Origin of the sequence: Arthrobacter sp. AK01 (assembly GCF_021109375.1) — a bacterium.
GTDB lineage: Bacteria > Actinomycetota > Actinomycetes > Actinomycetales > Micrococcaceae > Arthrobacter.
Map to the genome: position 1 here is coordinate 1 of NZ_JAJOHP010000143.1, position 1385 is coordinate 1385.

At 63.2% G+C, this 1385-nt stretch carries 2 protein-coding genes; both read left to right on the plus strand.

From position 1 onward, the window contains the following. Positions 1–397: 397 nt before the first annotated feature. Entirely contained in the window at positions 398–772 is a 375-nt protein-coding gene (gene rpsL, locus LN996_RS23445; protein ID WP_009358312.1) for a 30S ribosomal protein S12, read from the plus strand. A gap of 1 nt (position 773) precedes the next feature. Further along, the gene (gene rpsG, locus LN996_RS23450; RefSeq protein WP_003803829.1) at positions 774–1244 is read left to right on the plus strand and encodes a 30S ribosomal protein S7; all 471 of its coding nucleotides are present in this window, start codon (positions 774–776) and stop codon (positions 1242–1244) included. Positions 1245–1385 lie beyond the last annotated feature (141 nt).

Below are 1385 nucleotides of genomic sequence, written 5' to 3' on the forward strand. Positions count from 1 at the left end.
CCGCCCGGCCCGCCCCCGGGGGGGGGGGGGGCCCCCCCCCCGCGCGCCACTGCGGCGGCGGGCGGCGGGGGGGGGGGGGGCCCGCCGGCCCGCCGGCCGCGCCCCCCCCCCCCCCCTCCATACACCCGATTAAGGCGCCAGATCAAGCCGTGCTAGACTTTTGGTAATTGTTCTGTGTGGCAGTGGATGAAGGCCGCCGCAGCATCATTTTGGTTTTGTTCTCATGGTGCTGGGTGGAGCCTGTTTCCGGGTTGCGGGCAACATGCGCAACGAATGCCGCACTTTTGCACGCCTACCGGAGTTTCGGCCGGCTGCACGAGCAACGCCAAAGTTCCCACGTTTACACCGGCTGGTGCCAGTGTGTGGGGGCAGAGATCAAACAACGGAGAACACGAAAGTGCCTACGATTAACCAGCTGGTCCGTAAGGGCCGCACGCCGAAGGTCTCCAAGACCAAGGCTCCCGCGCTGAAGGGCAGCCCGATGCGCCGCGGTGTTTGCACCCGCGTTTACACCACCACCCCCAAGAAGCCGAACTCGGCTCTCCGTAAGGTGGCACGTGTTCGCCTCAACGGTGGCGTGGAAGTTACCGCCTACATCCCCGGTGTTGGCCACAACCTCCAGGAGCACTCCATCGTGCTCGTCCGTGGTGGTCGCGTGAAGGACCTTCCGGGTGTCCGCTACAAGATCGTCCGCGGCGCACTCGACACCCAGGGTGTCAAGAACCGCAAGCAGGCCCGCAGCCGTTACGGCGCAAAGATGGAGAAGAAGTAATATGCCTCGCAAGGGTCCGGCCCCGAAGCGGCCGCTAGTTTCCGATCCCGTTTACGGCTCCCCGTTGGTCACTCAGTTGATCAACAAGGTTCTTGTTGACGGCAAGAAGTCCACCGCAGAGCGCATCGTTTACGGTGCACTCGAAGGTGCACGTGCCAAGTCCGGCGGCGACCCCGTTGCCGCTCTCAAGAAGGCCATGGACAACGTCAAGCCTTCCCTCGAGGTGCGTTCACGCCGTGTTGGTGGCGCCACCTACCAGGTTCCGGTTGAGGTCAAGCCGGGTCGCTCCACCGCCCTCGCTCTGCGTTGGCTCGTGGGCTACTCCAAGGCCCGCCGCGAGAAGACCATGACCGAGCGCCTCCAGAACGAAATCCTGGATGCCTCCAATGGTCTTGGTGCCGCTGTGAAGCGTCGCGAAGACACCCACAAGATGGCCGAGTCCAACAAGGCCTTCGCACACTACCGCTGGTAAAAACTTTCCGGACGCGGGCCCGCGACGAATGCCGGCGCGCGCCGCGGAAATCCACAAAAACGCGGAACCCCCGGCCACGACGAGCGGAGAGCCCCAAAAAAATAACACACAAAAACACACAATAGACAACAAATATACCAA

Coding starts and splice junctions, on each gene's coding strand:
- rpsG (WP_003803829.1), top strand. CDS start 774: ATGCCTCGCAAGGGTCCGGCCCCGAAGCGGCCGCTAGTTTCCGATCCC.